The organism is Candidatus Didemnitutus sp. (genome assembly GCA_019634575.1).
GTDB lineage: Bacteria > Verrucomicrobiota > Verrucomicrobiia > Opitutales > Opitutaceae > Didemnitutus.
Genome location: JAHCAY010000001.1, coordinates 3,334,124 through 3,348,827, shown reverse-complemented (window position 1 = coordinate 3,348,827; position 14,704 = coordinate 3,334,124). Strand labels below are relative to the sequence as shown.

Genomic DNA, 14,704 nt, shown 5'->3' with positions numbered 1-14,704 from the left:
TCAGGCGCGCGGCACGGGCTCCGACGCTGCACCCTTGTCCGCCGGCTTGGCCGTGTCCGCCGGCACGGGGATTTCGCCGTTTTTGCGCGGCAGGAATAGCTCATCCGCCAATTCGCGGTTGTGTTCCACCTCCAGCAGGCGGGTGACCACGCGCATCGCCGGATTGGACACCGCTTGCACGAACGCGACCTTCACCCCGTCGACCTCCCGGTAATCCGACAGCTCCATCACCGCCTTGAAAGTGCTGCCGGGACCGGTCTGCAGCAACGTCTCCACTTTCACCAGCAACCCCGTTTCGAGATCGAAGTGACAAATGCCCGTCGAGCCCGCCACGGTCGAGAAGTCCACCGCCAGCACCGCATGGCCGTCCGCGTCGGTGCTTTCGTTCACGATGCGCCGCAGCGGAGCCTCGTCGCCCCCGATGCGCGGTGCGAGCTTCGCGGTCGCCGCCAACTGCACCAGTTCCGCACCATGCAGCTCGCGATAACCCTGCATCTCGCCCCATGCCCAACCGGTCTTGCCGTCGAAGCCCTGTAACATACGACCCATGCCCGGCACGTCCTGCTCGATCAAAATGCGATCCGGCTCCCGGATTGAGATACTCATCGCCGCGGATATTCCGCTCGCCGGCACCTCCACGCGCGCCCTCGTCACCCGTGTTTTGATTTTCGCGAACGCCTCCTTGCTGCCCATCGCTGTCTGAAACTTCCGCACCGCCTCGTCGATCCGGCGCGAGTCGGCCTCCAGTCCCTCCGGCGGCACCCACCGTTCGGCCGTGACCTTCGTCGCGTGAGTGGCCGCAAGGACCTCGAGCGAGGACCCGCTCCCGTTCCTCATCCGCATTTGGGCCCGGAAGGGTTCGACGATGCCATTCACTTTGCGAAAATCCGCGTAGTCGACGGTGCCGCCTTTCTCCTCGTCGAGCTGCTCGCGCCGCACCCGCAGCCCGGTTGAGCCATTGAAATACCAGCGCTCCTTCCATCCGCACGCATCGGTGAGTTCGACCACTCTGACCGTTTTCCCGTCGAGCTGCTCGTCCGGCAATCGCAGCCGCTGTGGGTAGTCGCGCTTCACCCGCAACGCCTCGGCCGGACCGGTCGTCCGGCGGTCGCGCTCCGCCCTGTCCGGCTCCAACACCCGCCCACCCAGACTCGCATGGTGCACCCAGGCGATGCGTCCATCGTCGGCGGAGGTCACCTCGCCCGCGGGAGTCTGCATCACCAGCCGATGCGGGCCGCTCGCCAGCGCCGTGCCCGTCGCATCGAGCACCACGCTCGGACCAAACGCCAAGCGCAGATGATAATCGCTCTGCTGGATCGCCTTCAGGCGCTTGGCGCCGCCGCTGGCCTCGACCCAGCGGTCGAGCACTGCATCGGCATCTGCGGCCGGCTTCGCCGCCTCCGCAGAGGCCAACGGCAAAAGCCACAGCGCGGCCAGCCACACGGTCCGCGACGCCATTTTCGGAAAGGACAGTTTCATGGTTTATCGGAAAGAGATTGGTCCGCCGGGCGAGATCGCGCGGACTTTTTCCCGCGCTCCCCTTGCAGCCACGCTCGCGCCGCATCGAGCACTGCATCGCGCCCCGCCGCCAGCTCGGCTCGGGTGCGCGACACCGGCTCGTCGGGTGTCACACCGGTGCCTTCGAGCGGGATTCCCCGCGCCGTGACGATGTTCGCCATCGCGAACTGAAACAGGTCGCCCATCGGGAGCTTCACGAACGCCGACGGCAGCGCCTGCCCCGCGCTCCGCTCGCCGAAAATCCGCGCACGCCCCGCCCCCTGCAACCCCGCCGCGAGGATCTCCGAGGTCGAGGCCGAGCCGCCGTCGATCAGCACCGCGACCGGACCGAGAAACGCCCCTTCCTGCGGAAACGCCGTGAACTGCGCCACCCCCTGCCGCATCTGCATCCGCCCCATCCACAGCGGCTGATCCGTCAGCCAGCCGGTCAAGCCCGGCGCCATCGCCGCGATGCCTCCCGGATTGCCGCGCAAATCGATCACGAGCGCGCCGTCCGCCGGCAGCTTCAACACGAAGTCCCGCACATCCCGAAAAGCCTCCCGCGCGAACGTATTGAACGCCACGTAACCGACACCGTCCGCGTCCATGTGATGCCGCACCTCGACCGGCCACGAGGGAAAACTGCCCATCGGCTCCGACCACGCTCCTTCATGAGACGCCGGCGCGACCTCCAGGGCACGCGCCTCGCCTTGGCCGTCCGCCACCTCCACTTCCATCCGCTCACCCACCGGACCGCAAAGCTGATGCGCCGCCCATTGCGCCAGGTAACGCCCGGAACGCTCGGCGCTCCAACCGGCATTGCGCTGCAATTTCTCCGCCAGCACGGCCAGATCTTGTCCGCCGACCGTCCGCAACACGTCGCCGTTTTTCAACCCGGCCTTCGCCGCCGGGCTTTCCGGCTGCACCTCCGTCACGACGACCGCCCCATCCGTCCAAGTGACCGTCGCGCCGACCTTGCCGATGCGCCCGCGCTCCTCCGGCTCGAACACCGCGGCCTCGCGCGGCAAAATCGCGAAATGCGAGCGATGCAGCTCGCCGAGCATTTGTTGCAGCAGCGCGCGCAACGCCGGCTTGTCCTCCGCCTCACCCAGCCGCGCGAGATAACGCACCCGCACCGCCGACCAATCCACGCCGCCGAACTTGCGGTCGAAATACGCCTCGTTGACCGTCGTCCAGACGAGATCGAAGCTCTCCTGCCGCACTTCGGCCCACGGTCGCACCGCGTCCGCAGACGGCCGATCCGCTGCGGCGCTCGCGACCGCCCACGCGGCCCACGCGAGCAGTCCCCACCGAATCCGGCGCCAAGACATGCCGGCAGCGAACCGGCGCCCGCCGCGCCGGTCAAGGCCGCAACGTCAGAGGCGGCTCTTGATGCGATCGAGAATGGTCAGCGACAGCTGCTGATCGCCCAGCAGGTCCACGCGAATCGTGACTTTCGTGGCGGCGCCCACGCGCTCCAGCGCGATGACGACTTTCTTGTCGAGCGCAGTGCGCGACGTGAGCTCCGCATCGACGCCGCTCTTGCGGTCCGTGATCTTGGCAAACTGCAGATCGCCCAACGCCTGCTGCGACGCGCGATAGACGCGATCGAGATCGCCATCGAGCGTCGTCACCACCGCGCCGCGCACCCACGCGACTGCGCCGCCCGCCGCGCCCGCGGCGACGACCGCCACGCAACCCGACGAGAACGCGGCGACGCCGAGCAGGGTCGAGGCCAGCAGCACGCGCGCGCTCAGGAGAACGGCCAACCTACGGGAACGGTTCTGAATCGTGGTTTTCATGGTCCCCACGCTGACAGTTCCCCGGGCGAATTGCTCCGGCAAAATTTTCTAAAAAGGCGCGCCGGAGCCGGAACGACCCATGACGTCAGCCACGGCTTTGCGCAACTGGTCGAGGCCGTAGGGTTTGGGCAGGATGCCGGAAAATCCGTGCTGCCGGTAACTGCCGAGCACCGGATCGCGCGAATACCCGCTCGACACGATGGCTCGCACGTTGGGATCGAGCTGGCGCAGCTGCTCCATCGCCTCCCGCCCGCCCATGCCGCCGGGCACCGTGAGATCCATGATCACGACATCGAACGGCCGACCGCTCGCCTGCGCCTTTCGATAGGCCTCCACCGCCGCGGCGCCGTCGGCGGTCCCGACGACCTCGCTGCCGAGCCGCGAGAGGAACATCTGCGCCATCTCGCGAATCGGCTCCTCGTCGTCCATGAACAACACCCGCGCCTTCACCGCTCCGCCCGGCACCGATTCGGGCGCCGCCGGGATCTCCGCGTGATCCGCCGCTGGCAGCCAAAGATGGAAAGTCGTCCCGTGTCCCAAGCGCGACTCGACCTCGATGTGTCCCTGATGCTTGCGGGCAATGGAGTAGACCATCGCAAGGCCCAGGCCGCTGCCCTGCTGCTTTGTCGTGAAATACGGATCGAAAATCTTGCCGAGATGCTCCGGCGCGATGCCCGTGCCCGTGTCGCTGACCGAGAGCTTCACGTAGTCGCCCGCCGGCAGGCCGCCGAGCGCGCCACCCGCGAGCGCGCAATTGCCGGCGCGGATCGTCACGAGCCCGCCCTGAGGCATCGCCTGCACCGCGTTGATCACGAGATTCTGCACCACCTGGCCGAGCTGGCCCTTGTCGGCGTTGGCCGGCCACAAATCCGCCGCGAGATCGAATTCGCAACGCGACTTCGAACCGTGCATCGCGAACTCCGCCGACTCGCGCAACAGCTCCGGCAACGCGATCGCCGCGCGCACCGGATCGCCGCCCTTGGCGAAGGTCAGCAGCTGCTGCGTGAGATCGCGCGCGCGCAGCGTGGCGCGCTTCGCGTCGTGCAGCATGCGGCGCACGGAGCTGTCGCTCGCCGTGTCCATCTCCGCCAGCGTGACGTTGCCGAGCACCACGGTGAGGATGTTGTTGAAATCGTGCGCGATGCCGCCGGCGAGGATGCCCACCGCCTCGAGTTTCGACGAGCGCATCATCTCGTGCTCCAACCGCCGGCGCGCCGTGATGTCCGTCACGAAACCCTCGTAGTAAAGCAGCCGTCCGTCGGTGTCGCGCACCGCGCGTGAAGTCTCCGAGACCCACAGCGTGTTGCCGTGGCGGTCGATGATGCGCGACTCGAAGTTCTCCACCTTGCCATGGCGCTCGATCAACTCGACGAAGCGCCGGTGCTCCTCCAGGTGCGCGTAGGACACGCCGGCGTGCTCGCGCTCGTTCCAGGCTAGCATCTCCGCCGGCGTCTCGAATCCGTAGAGGCGCGCCATCGCCGGGTTCACCGAGATGAAGCGGCCCTCGGGCGTCGAGCGGTAGACGCCGCCGACGGCGTTCTCGAACAGCTCGCGGTAGCGCGCCTCGCTGTCCCGCAGCGCACGCTCCGTCGCCAGCTTCGCGGTGATGTCGAACGGCAGCGAGAGCACGCAGGCGCGGCCGTTGAAGACGAGGCTGTGCGTGAACACCTCGACGATCAGGATCGTGCCGTCCTTGCAGCGATGCCGCCAGAGGCCCGCCGCGTGCGCGCCGGTGGGCGGCGCGGGCTTGATGTCGCGGAACTGGTCCATCGACCGACGCAGCCGCGCCGCCTCGTCGGACGGCCGCAGATCGAGCACGGTCATCGCCTCGAATTCCGTGCGGCCGTAGCCGTAGCGCGCCACGGCGGCCTCGTTCACCATCACGATGCGCAACGTCTCGACGTCGAAGATATACATCGGGTTCGGCGTCGTCTCGAACAGGCTGCGGTAGCGCTCTTCGCTCTCGTGCAGCGCCCGCTGCGCCCGTTTCATTTCCGTGATGTCGGTGAACACCAGGCGCACGCGCGAATAGTCCGGCTCGCCCGTCGCGTCGCGGTTGACCGACCAGTTCACAAGCATGTGGACGTCGCGCCCCTGCGAGCGGTAGACCTTCTCCATTGTGAGCGCGTCGCGCTTTTCCCAGATGGCGAGCAGTTCCTGCGGCACCGCCGCCAGGGCCTGCGGCGTCATGATGTCGCGGTAGCGCCGCTCCATTTCCTCCCGGCTCGAAAAACCGGCCGCGAGCAACGCGATGCGATTGGCGGTGACGATCCGCTTTTCGCCGAGCAACTCCTCGATGAGCTCCGGATGGTGCGCCAGGTGCGCACGCAGATCGATCACGTCCTGCCGGCGCAGCGCCTCGAGCCGTTCCGCCACCGGCCGCACGTCCTCGACCACGATCGGATTCGGCGCGAAATCGAAAATCTCGTGCTGCCGCCGCTCCGATTCCCGCAACTCCGCGGTGCGCCGCTCCACCAGACGTTGCAGGCGCCAGTTGGCCAGCAGCGCCAGCAGCGCGAGCGCCAGCACGGCGACACCGGTCCACACGACCCAGCGCGGCAGCTTCGGCCCATCCGACAAGGCCATCGGGGCGATGAAGCCCTTCAGGCGGCTGGTGTCCTTCGCCATGCCGAGCTGCACGAACGTCTCCGCCGTGCGCCGCCAGCGGTCCGGATTGACGTGCCCCAGCTCCAGCAAATCGGCGTTGATCTGCCGCGCCGTCTGGCGGGCTTCGTAGGCGAGCCGCTCGCGCGTGACCTTGGCCGGCCGGTTCGGATACTGGGCGATGATGTAGTCGATCATCTCCTCCGGATGATCGAGGGCGTATTGCCACCCGCGCAGCACCGCGCGCCGCATCGCCGCGACGCGCTCCGGGTGACGCGCCACCTCCGTCTCCGTCGTGAACAGCGCATCGCCGTAGAAATCCACCCCGTAATCCGCCGGCCGGATCAACCGCACCGCGATGCCGCGCTTCTGCATGTCGAACGGCAGGTCGGTGATGAAGACCGTCTGCGCGTCCGCCTCGCCGGTCACGATCTCGTCGACGTCCCACTTGTCCTCCACGCGCACGTAGGCATTCGGCGGCAAACCCTCCGCGGCAAACATCGCCGCGAGCTCCGGATACCGCCCGCTCGATCCGGCCGCGAGCCGCTTGCCGCGCAGATCCTCCGGCGCGCGGATGTCCGACTCCGCCCGCACCATCAGCGCCAGCAGCGAGTGCTGATAGACCGTGGCCACGAGCACCAGCGGCGCGCCGTTCAGGCGATCGAGCAGATAGGTGGCCGAGCCGATGCCATACTCCGCCCGTCCCGCGGTCAGTTCAGTGTAAGGCCGGAGGCTGTAGCCGCCCTCCCGCAAATCCACCTCGAGCCCCTCCTCCGCGAAATAGCCCTTGGCCTGCGCCGCATAGTAGCCCGCAAACTGGAACTGATGCGAATACGGCAGCTGCAACGCCACCTTGGTCCGCTCTCCCTGTCCCAACACCCGCGCCCCCAACACGGCTGAGACCGTGAGCAGCAGGAGGAGCAGGCGTATTGAGCGGGTGACCATCCCGTGGTGCCGTTGAAAACAGACCTCGCGCCTCCCCTTGTCCAGCCAATCCCCGCCACGCCGCTCCGGGCAAAAATGTCGCCAACCCACCGCTCGCCGGTTCATCTCCGCGCCATGTCCTGCACCATCCGCTCCGCGCGACCGGAAGATATCCCGACGGTCCTCGCCTGCATCCGCGCCCTCGCCGACTACGAGAAGCTCACCGGCGAATGCGTCGCCACCGAGGAGCAGCTTACGCGCACGCTCTTCCCCGTCGACGGCGCCGCTCCCGTCGCCCACTGCGTCCTGGCCGAGGCCAACGGCACGAACGCCGGCTTCGCCCTCTACTTTTTCAACTACTCCACCTTCCTCGCGCGCCCCGGCCTCTACCTCGAAGATCTCTTCGTCCACCCCGAATTCCGCGGTCGCGGCATCGGCAAGGCCCTCCTCCTCCACCTCGCCAAACTCGCCAACGCCCGCGGCTGCGGCCGCATGGAGTGGAGCGTGCTCGACTGGAACCAGCCCGCCATCGACTTCTACGAATCGCTCGGCGCCCGCCGCATGAAGGAGTGGCAAATCTGCCGCCTCACCGGCGACGCCCTCACGCGCTACGCGTGACGGAAATTGCGGAGCGCCGATTTCGGATTGCGGATTGAAAAGCCGTAGCGGCGCAGCCGGCCACAATTCCCCCCGAACACCCGTTTCAGCTTCGACCGCCACGCGGACTGTCTGCCATTCCGCAATCCGCCATGCGCCTCTTCTGGGTCGACGCCTTCACCGACAAAGTCTTCACCGGCAACCCCGCCGGCGTCGTCCCGCTCGACGCCTGGCTGCCCGACGAGCGGATGCGGCTCATCGCCTTCGAAAACGGCCTCTCCGAAACCGCCTTCTTCGTGCGCACCGGACCGGACCGCTTCCACCTGCGCTGGTTCACCCCCGCCGTCGAAGTCGATCTCTGCGGCCACGCCACGCTCGCGAGCGCCTTCGTCATCTTCCACGAACTCGGCCAAGCCGGCACGCGCCTCACGTTCGACTCGCGCAGCGGGCCGCTGCACGTCACGCGCCGACCCGACGGCGCGCTCGAACTGGATTTCCCCTCGCGCCCCGCACTCCCGCTCGCCCATCCGCCGCCCGAGATTCTCGCCAGCCTCAACGTCGCCCCGCGCGCGCTGCTGAAAACCGCGACGCATCCCTACTACCTCGCCGTCTACGCGACGCAGGCGGAAGTGCTCGCGCTGCGGCCGGATTTCCCGCGCCTCGCCCAACTCGGTGACGCGCGCGTCATCGCCACCGCGCCGGGCGACGCCTGCGATTGCGCGTCGCGTTTCTTCGCCCCCGGCGCCGGCGTGCCCGAGGACCCCGTGACCGGTTCCGCGCACTGCACGATCACGCCCTACTGGGTTGCACGCCTCGGCAAAAATCCCCTCCGTGCCCGCCAAGTCTCCGCCCGCGGCGGCGAACTCCTGTGCACGCTCGACGGCGACCGCGTGCGCCTCGCCGGCCGCGCCGCCCTCTACTTGCGCGGCGAAATCGCCGGTTGAGTCCGTCCCCGAGGGCGCGCGTCACCGCTCCGCAGTGGAACGCCACCGCCTCGTTTCCACTTCGCGATTTCGGATTTGCGGCCGTCCCATCGCCCGCCACTCGTCCGAATCATGAAAATCGCCTCGCTCTGCGTCGTCGCGCTCGCCACCGCCATTTCCACCTTCGCGCAGCCATCGGCAACGATGCGTCCCGATCTGCTCGCCTCCGTGGAGTTCACCACCGCCTCCTCGTCGCGCGAGGACCTCGCCCGCGGCCCGCAAACCCTCGGCTCGCTCGCAGTGAGAAGCTACGGCGTCAGCGTGTCCGGCCGCCATGCGTGGGACGAGAGCACGCAGCTCGTCTATGGCGTGGCGGTGCAGCAGTTCGACCTCGATCAGGACGGCCTCACCACGTTGCCGCTGCCCGCGAGCCTCGCGGAGTTTTCGCTCAACCTCGGCGCGCAACGCCGCTTCGATCCCCAGTGGAGCGCGGCCGTTTACCTGCGCCCCGGCTTCTACGGCGATTTCGAGGAGCAGCTCGGCAAGAGCTTCAACGTCCCTGCCCTCCTGCTCGTGAACTACGCGCAGAGCCGCGCGCTGATCTGGAGCTTCGGCGTGAATACCAATCCGTTCTCCGATCATCCCGTGCTGCCCATCGCCGGCGTGCGCTGGCAGTTCGCGCCGCGATGGCTCTTCAGCGTCGGTTTCCCGCGCAGCGGCTTCACCTGGCAGGCGACCGAAAGTCTCACGCTCCGCGCGAGCGCGGGCTTCGCGGGCGGCAGCTTCCGCGTGTCGCGCAACGTCGGCTCGTCCGCCGCCGGCCTTGCGCGAATCGCGAACACCTACGTCGATTTTCGCGAGGTGCGCATCGGCCTCGGCCTCGACTACTCGCTCGGCCAACGCGTGACGCTCAGCGCCGACATCGGCGCGGTCACCGATCGGAAATTCGATTACTTCGACCGGAACTACCGCCTCGACGGCGACGCCGGCACCTTCGTCTCGCTCGCGCTCAAGGGCTCATTCTAAGCCGCCGCGATCTCCGCGCGCGGTTGCTCGCCACCCCGCGCCTGCGCCCTCGCTAGCCGAAAGGCTAACCAGCCGCGCACCGCCACTATCCCACGCGCGCCGACCCGCGGCGTCGCCTCCGCGTTTTCGCGCCGTCACTCTGCGTGCGCGCCGTTTCGTTGAATGAAATTCAACGGTCGTCTGAAAATCTGTCATGGTCACAGTGCTTGTCTGGCATAACTGTGCTGGTATCAATGGAACCGCGCTGCGGCTACTGTGTCGCGACGTTCTCCGCTACAGTTTCGCCGCACTTTGCTTTCCACGCCATGATCCAGACCGTCGTCACCCCCAAGCCGCTTTCGCCCGCGAAAGCCGCCGCCCGGCCCCTCTACGCCGAGCTCGCCGACTCGCTCCAAAATCTCATCGAACAGGGCACGCTGCGCCCGGGTCACCGCGTGCCGTCCGTCCGCATCATGTCGCGCCAACGCGACGTCTCCATCGCCACCGTGCTACAAGCCTACACGGTGCTCGAAAACCGCGGCTACCTCGAGGCGCGCCCGCAATCCGGCTACTACGTCCGTCCGCGCGCGCTCACCAGCGCGCCCGAGCCGCGCATGGCGCGCGCGATGAGCAAACCGTCCTTCGTCGGCGTGAACGATCTCACCGCCGACGTCATGGAGGTCGCGCTCAACGCCGACTACGTCCCCTTCGGCAGCGCCTGCCCGCACCACTCGCTTTTCCCGACCAAGAAGCTCGCGCGGATGCTCGGCTCCGTCGCGCGGCGTGACCCGTCGCTCATCGGCCGCCCGGGCATGAATTGGGGCTACGAACCGCTCACGCGCGAAATCGCCCGCCGCTACCTCCAAGCCGGCGTGCCGATCAGCCACGAGGAAATGGTCATCACCACCGGCGGCACCGAGGCGCTCAATCTCTGCCTGCGCGCCGTCACCAAGCCCGGCGACACCGTCGCGATCGAGACACCCGCGTATTTCGGGTTCTTGGAAATCATCCAGGCGCTCGGCCTGCGCGCGCTCGAGATTCCCACCTGCTCGCGCCAGGGCATGTGCATCGAATCGCTCCAGGAAGCGCTCGCGCAAAACGACATCAAGGTCGTGATGCTGATGCCCAATTTCCACAACCCGCTCGGCTCGCTCATGCCCGACGAGAAGAAGCAGAAAATCTACGAACTCCTCGCCGAGCACGACCTGCCCATCATCGAGGACGACATCTACGGCGACACGCACTTCGGCGACCTCCGCCCCAAGCCGCTCAAGGCCTGGGACCGCGACGGCCGCGTGATGCTCTGCTCCTCGTTCGGCAAGACGCTCGCGCCCGGCTTCCATGTCGGCTGGACCGCGCCCGGCCGTTACCTCGAACGCATCCGCCGCCTGAAGTTCATCAACACGATGGGCACCCCGCGCATTCTCCAGAAAACCATCGCCGAGTTCCTGCGCGACGGCGGTTACGATCACCACCTGCGCTCGCTGCGCCGCGCCTATCGCGAGCACTTGCACTCGTTCCTCCAAGGCATGCAGCGCCACTTCCCCGACGGCACGCGCTACAGCCGCCCCCAGGGCGGCAACTACATCTGGGTCGAGTTCCCGGTGAAGGTCGACACGCTGCGCCTCCGCCGCGACGCGCTGAAGCACAAGATCAACACCGCCCCCGGCTCGCTCTTCTCCGCCGTGAAGGACCGCTACCGGAACTGTCTCCGGATGAGTTGCAGCCAGCCGTGGTCCGACGAAATGGACGCCGCGCTGAAAACGCTCGGCGATCTCGTGAAGCAGCAACTCTGAGCAAATCGTTCTCGTTCTCCTACTCGTTCCCGTTCTCCAGCTCGAAAGAAATCCCCGAGAGAACGATTACGAGAACGAGCACGCCGCGGGAATCCGTTGCCCGTTCTCCGCGCTAGCGATTCTCTCATCTGTCCTCCGTTCTCAGTCCTCCACCTTCCGCCCTCCCCCATGCAGATCGAAAACCTTCCCTTCGGCATCACCGACTGGTCCGCCGTCCCCGCCGAGCGCAAACCCGGCCTCACCGGCTGGGCCGAATGGCGCGTGCGCCAGTTCGGACCCATCCGCGTGCGGATGCTCACCTACTCGCCCGGCTACTCCGCCGACCACTGGTGCTCGAAGGGCCACATCCTCTTTTGCCTGAGCGGCGAGCTCACCACCGAACTCGAGGACGGCCGCACCTTCGTCCTCAAATCCGGCATGAGCTACCAGGTCGCCGACGGCGCCGAACCGCACCGCTCCTCCACTTTCACCGGCGCGACGCTGTTCGTCGTCGACTAGAACACACCGCTCGCTCGTCCGCTTTTCCGTCTTCTGTTTCCAGTCCTCAGCCCTCCGAAAAAAATGCGCCGCCACGTCGCCATTCTCGTGTTCGATGAAGTCGAAGTCCTCGACTTCGCGGGCCCGTTCGAAGTGTTCTCCGTCACCGACGAGCTCGCGCACGGCGCGCACTTCAATGTCAGCCTCGTCGCGGAAACTCCCGGGACCATCCGCGCCCGCAACGGCCTGAAGATCGTCCCCAATCACACGCTCGAATCCGCTCCCGCGCCGCAAATCCTCATCGTCCCCGGCGGCTACGGCACCCGCGCGCTGCTGCGCAAACCGGCGCTCGTCGAGTGGGTGCGCGTCGCCGCCAAACACGCCGAGATCACCGCCTCCGTCTGCACCGGCGCCCTCGTCCTCGCCAAGGCCGGCTTGCTCGATGACCTCGACGTCACCACGCACGCCGAAAACCTCGAAGAGCTCCGCGCGCTCGCGCCCGCCGCCCGCGTGCATGGCGATCGCCGCTTCCACGATCACGGTCGCATCGCCACCGCTGCCGGCATTTCCGCCGGCATCGATCTATCGCTCCACCTCGTTGCGCGTCTCCACGACCTCGCCACCGTCGAAGCCACCGCGCGCTACATGGAATACCCGTGGCGCAACGACGCCGGCATGCGGCGGTAACTGGAGCTTTCCCTCTCAGCTCCAGTCGTTCAGCTCTCCCCTTTTCCCGTGTCCGCCCAATCCCATCCCGCTCCGCGCGGCCAGCTCATCGCCGCCTTCGCCGCCGTGTATCTCGTGTGGGGCTCGACCTACCTCGCGATCCGCGTGGCGGTCCACAGTATCCCCCCGTTCTTCATGGCCGCGACGCGCTTCGCCGTCTCCGGCGCGCTACTCTACGGGTTTCTCTGGTTCACCAAAAGGATCCGTCCGACCGCGAAACAGTGGCGCGACAACGCCATCGTCGGCCTCTTTCTCATGCTCGGCGGCAACGGCCTCGTCTGCTGGGCCGAGCAAACCGTTCCCTCCGGCATCGCCACGCTGCTCGTCTCCGCCGGCCCGTTCGCCGTCGTGCTCCTCGACTGGGCAATCCACGCCGCCGACCCGACGAAGAAACGCGGCTCGCGCCCCACGTTCCCGATTTGGATCGGCCTCGCGCTCGGCTTCGCCGGTCTCGCGCTGCTCGTCGGCCCCGACATCGCGCACGGCACCGGCGGCTTGAACTTCCTCAACGTCGGCGCGCTGCTCGCCGCGACTTGGCTCTGGAGCGCCGGCTCGCTCTACGGCCGCTATGCGTCGGAGCCCGCGGAGCCGTTCACCGCCTCGGCCATCCAAATGATTGCCGGCAGCGGCTGGCTTTTTCTCGCCAGCCTGCTCGCCGGCGAACCGTTTCAACTCTCGACCGCGATGTTCACGCCCCACGCCGTCGGCGCGTGGGCCTATCTCACGCTGGTCGGCTCGCTCGTGGGCTTCACTGCGTTCGTCTGGCTGATGAAGCACAGCACGCCCGCCAAGGTCTACACCTACACCTACGTGAACCCGATCGTCGCCGTCTTCCTCGGTTGGCTGATCCTGCACGAACCGGTGAACTCGCGCACCTTCACCGCCGCCGCCGTCATCATCGCCGGCGTCGCCACCATCACCATCGCCAAGGTCAAAAAACCCGCCGCCAAGGCCTGATTCGCCCACATGAGCAGGCGGACAAAAAATCCGGTTGACTTGACTAATTAGTCAACTATTCGTCTGACACATGGGCCGGACCTCAGACGCCAACGAAAGACTGATGGATGCCGCTCTCGACCTCATCTGGGAAGAGAGCTACGGCGCCGTCACGATCGATGACATCTGCAAGCGAGCCGACGTGAAGAAAGGCAGTTTCTACTATTTCTTCTCCTCGAAGTCCGAACTCGCGATCGCCGCGCTCGAGCGGATGTGGACCGAGACCTGGAAGCCGGCAATGGACGCCGCCTTTTCGCCCTCGATCGACCCGCTGACGCGCATCACCAATTATCTCAGCTCGATCCACCACAAGCAGGTCGCGATCAAGCAGGAACACGGCAAGGTGCTCGGCTGCCCGATCGTCTCCGTCGGCTCTGAAACATCGACCCACGAAGTCGACATGAACGGCAAGATTCGCGAGATCCTCAACCGCAAGCGCCGTTACTACGAATCCACGCTGCGCGACGCCCTCGCGGAAGGCCTGATTGAGCCCTGCGACCCCGCCGAAAAGGCCGTCGCTCTCGCCGGCCTGATCGAAGGCATCGTTTGCCAATGCCGGATCATGAACGACCCGGAGATCGCTCACACTCTCCCCGAGATCGGGCTCAAACTCATCGGCGCCAAAGAAACGACCAAAGCGACTCTGAGCTGATTTTTTCCGCGCATCGCCCCGCGAGGCATGCGCGTTTTTTCCGCCACAAAACTAGATAACCAGTCAACTATTTAACCTCCACGTCACATGAAGCGCCGAATTCTCAACTCCGATTTCGCGACCCAACACCGCCATCTGAGCGTCGGCTCGCTGCCGCAACTCGTGCGTCAGCTCACCACGCCATCCGCCGAACCCAGCCCCGCGCGCACCCGCCCGCTTGGCTCGCTCTGGGATCCCACGCTGCTCTCGCGCCTGCAAATGCCGCTCACGCGCTATCGCGAATGAGAAACCCGACTCCCCGGAAATCCACATGACCACCGCCACCCTCCTTCCTCCGCCCGTCTCCGTCACGAACGACTCGTTCGCCACCGACGTCCTCGCCGCCTCCGAACGCCAACCCGTCCTGATCGACTTCTGGGCTTCGTGGTGCGGCCCCTGCAAAGCCATCGCGCCGCTCGTCGAGCAGATCGCACACGAGCGCGCCGGCCGCGCCATCGTCGCCAAGATCGACGTCGACGCCCATCCGGAACCGGCCGCGCGCTACGGCATCCGCTCCATTCCGACCCTGCTCATCTTCCGCGACCGCCAAGTCGTCGCGACGATGGTCGGCGTTCGTTCCAAAGCCGAAATCCTCGCCCGCCTCGACGCCGTCCTCGCGACGCCGCGCGCCTCCGTCTCCGCCTGACCCATCTGTTTTCCTCCACG

General features: G+C 66.9%; 14 protein-coding genes. 10 read left to right on the top strand and 4 right to left on the bottom strand.

What is annotated here, in order from left to right; genetic code table 11:
* Genes KF715_14010 through KF715_13995 form a run of 4 tightly spaced genes read right to left on the bottom strand, consistent with a single transcriptional unit; the run spans position 1 to position 6,848 of the window.
* Entirely contained in the window at positions 1 to 1,479 is a 1,479-nt protein-coding gene (locus tag KF715_14010; protein ID MBX3737807.1) for a hypothetical protein, read from the bottom strand.
* Entirely contained in the window at positions 1,476 to 2,828 is a 1,353-nt protein-coding gene (locus KF715_14005; GenBank protein MBX3737806.1) for a PDZ domain-containing protein, read from the bottom strand. Before KF715_14005 ends, KF715_14010 begins: the two co-directional genes overlap by 4 nt.
* Before the next feature lie 45 nt (positions 2,829 to 2,873).
* Entirely contained in the window at positions 2,874 to 3,299 is a 426-nt protein-coding gene (locus KF715_14000; GenBank protein ID MBX3737805.1) for a DUF3568 family protein, read from the bottom strand.
* Positions 3,300 to 3,347: 48 nt separating this feature from the next.
* A complete protein-coding gene (locus tag KF715_13995; protein ID MBX3737804.1) occupies positions 3,348 to 6,848 on the bottom strand; it encodes an ABC transporter substrate-binding protein in 3,501 nt (1,166 codons plus the stop codon).
* Positions 6,849 to 6,962: 114 nt separating this feature from the next.
* Between KF715_13995 and KF715_13990 the strand changes: the two genes are divergently transcribed.
* The 10 genes from KF715_13990 (at position 6,963) to trxA (ending at position 14,684) form a co-directional block, all read left to right on the top strand.
* Positions 6,963 to 7,445 carry a GNAT family N-acetyltransferase gene (locus tag KF715_13990; protein ID MBX3737803.1) on the top strand — a complete coding sequence of 161 codons (483 nt, stop codon included), beginning with the start codon at positions 6,963 to 6,965 and terminating at the stop codon, positions 7,443 to 7,445.
* Between the two features lie 131 nt (positions 7,446 to 7,576).
* On the top strand, positions 7,577 to 8,368 hold the full coding sequence (locus KF715_13985) for a PhzF family phenazine biosynthesis protein (GenBank protein MBX3737802.1): 792 nt from the start codon (positions 7,577 to 7,579) through the stop codon (positions 8,366 to 8,368).
* 111 nt (positions 8,369 to 8,479) lie between these two features.
* Positions 8,480 to 9,373: a hypothetical protein gene (locus KF715_13980; GenBank protein ID MBX3737801.1), complete on the top strand. Its 894-nt coding sequence runs from the start codon at positions 8,480 to 8,482 to the stop codon at positions 9,371 to 9,373.
* Positions 9,374 to 9,678: 305 nt separating this feature from the next.
* Positions 9,679 to 11,148: a PLP-dependent aminotransferase family protein gene (locus KF715_13975; protein MBX3737800.1), complete on the top strand. Its 1,470-nt coding sequence runs from the start codon at positions 9,679 to 9,681 to the stop codon at positions 11,146 to 11,148.
* 168 nt (positions 11,149 to 11,316) lie between these two features.
* Positions 11,317 to 11,646, top strand: coding sequence for a DHCW motif cupin fold protein (locus KF715_13970; protein MBX3737799.1), 330 nt, complete (start codon positions 11,317 to 11,319; stop codon positions 11,644 to 11,646).
* A gap of 63 nt (positions 11,647 to 11,709) precedes the next feature.
* A complete protein-coding gene (locus tag KF715_13965) occupies positions 11,710 to 12,312 on the top strand; it encodes a DJ-1/PfpI family protein (GenBank protein ID MBX3737798.1) in 603 nt (200 codons plus the stop codon).
* Positions 12,313 to 12,360: 48 nt separating this feature from the next.
* Complete coding sequence (locus KF715_13960; protein ID MBX3737797.1) at positions 12,361 to 13,308, top strand: EamA family transporter; 948 nt, start codon at positions 12,361 to 12,363, stop codon at positions 13,306 to 13,308.
* A gap of 70 nt (positions 13,309 to 13,378) precedes the next feature.
* Complete coding sequence (locus tag KF715_13955; protein ID MBX3737796.1) at positions 13,379 to 13,999, top strand: TetR/AcrR family transcriptional regulator; 621 nt, start codon at positions 13,379 to 13,381, stop codon at positions 13,997 to 13,999.
* Between the two features lie 87 nt (positions 14,000 to 14,086).
* Complete coding sequence (locus KF715_13950) at positions 14,087 to 14,284, top strand: hypothetical protein (GenBank protein ID MBX3737795.1); 198 nt, start codon at positions 14,087 to 14,089, stop codon at positions 14,282 to 14,284.
* Between the two features lie 25 nt (positions 14,285 to 14,309).
* Entirely contained in the window at positions 14,310 to 14,684 is a 375-nt protein-coding gene (gene trxA / locus KF715_13945; protein MBX3737794.1) for a thioredoxin, read from the top strand.
* The last annotated feature ends 20 nt before the right edge of the window (positions 14,685 to 14,704 follow it).

What these genes read in the sequence shown, in the direction of transcription:
- KF715_13990 (MBX3737803.1), top strand. Translation starts at nt 6,963, where the DNA reads ATGTCCTGCACCATCCGCTCCGCGCGACCGGAAGATATCCCGACGGTC.
- KF715_13995 (MBX3737804.1), bottom strand. Translation starts at nt 6,848, where the DNA reads ATGGTCACCCGCTCAATACGCCTGCTCCTCCTGCTGCTCACGGTCTCA.
- KF715_13955 (MBX3737796.1), top strand. Translation starts at nt 13,379, where the DNA reads ATGGGCCGGACCTCAGACGCCAACGAAAGACTGATGGATGCCGCTCTC.
- KF715_13970 (MBX3737799.1), top strand. Translation starts at nt 11,317, where the DNA reads ATGCAGATCGAAAACCTTCCCTTCGGCATCACCGACTGGTCCGCCGTC.
- KF715_13950 (MBX3737795.1), top strand. Translation starts at nt 14,087, where the DNA reads ATGAAGCGCCGAATTCTCAACTCCGATTTCGCGACCCAACACCGCCAT.
- KF715_13965 (MBX3737798.1), top strand. Translation starts at nt 11,710, where the DNA reads ATGCGCCGCCACGTCGCCATTCTCGTGTTCGATGAAGTCGAAGTCCTC.
- trxA (MBX3737794.1), top strand. Translation starts at nt 14,310, where the DNA reads ATGACCACCGCCACCCTCCTTCCTCCGCCCGTCTCCGTCACGAACGAC.
- KF715_13985 (MBX3737802.1), top strand. Translation starts at nt 7,577, where the DNA reads ATGCGCCTCTTCTGGGTCGACGCCTTCACCGACAAAGTCTTCACCGGC.
- KF715_13975 (MBX3737800.1), top strand. Translation starts at nt 9,679, where the DNA reads ATGATCCAGACCGTCGTCACCCCCAAGCCGCTTTCGCCCGCGAAAGCC.
- KF715_14005 (MBX3737806.1), bottom strand. Translation starts at nt 2,828, where the DNA reads ATGTCTTGGCGCCGGATTCGGTGGGGACTGCTCGCGTGGGCCGCGTGG.
- KF715_14010 (MBX3737807.1), bottom strand. Translation starts at nt 1,479, where the DNA reads ATGAAACTGTCCTTTCCGAAAATGGCGTCGCGGACCGTGTGGCTGGCC.
- KF715_14000 (MBX3737805.1), bottom strand. Translation starts at nt 3,299, where the DNA reads ATGAAAACCACGATTCAGAACCGTTCCCGTAGGTTGGCCGTTCTCCTG.
- KF715_13980 (MBX3737801.1), top strand. Translation starts at nt 8,480, where the DNA reads ATGAAAATCGCCTCGCTCTGCGTCGTCGCGCTCGCCACCGCCATTTCC.